Annotated in this window: 1 protein-coding gene; it reads right to left on the minus strand. The window is 65.2% G+C overall.

Features of this window, described 5'->3' with window-relative positions:
- On the minus strand, positions 1-267 hold a 267-nt coding region (locus DW029_RS02805; protein WP_158572597.1), incomplete at both ends, for a hypothetical protein.

Below are 267 nucleotides of genomic sequence, written 5' to 3' on the forward strand. Positions count from 1 at the left end.
GCGGCCTTGGCTTTGGCGTAGGCGGGCGAAGCCTCGCCCTTGGCGGCGATGTCGGTTGCCGCGGCCTTCTGCTCGTCAAGGGTCCAGTCCTTCGCGTCCTTGTTCACGACGGTCTTCATCGCCTCCTGATAGGCCTTTTCCTCCGCGCTCATAAAGTTATCGCCGTCGGTGCCCGAGTCCACCGTGTTGGTCACCTGGTTGAACTGGTTGCGGATGGCGCCCGCCACGCCGGGTCCGGCGAACACGACCACTAGGCCGATGACGGCG

It is taken from the genome of Collinsella sp. AF38-3AC (assembly GCF_003474365.1).
Taxonomy (GTDB): Bacteria; Actinomycetota; Coriobacteriia; order Coriobacteriales; family Coriobacteriaceae; genus Collinsella.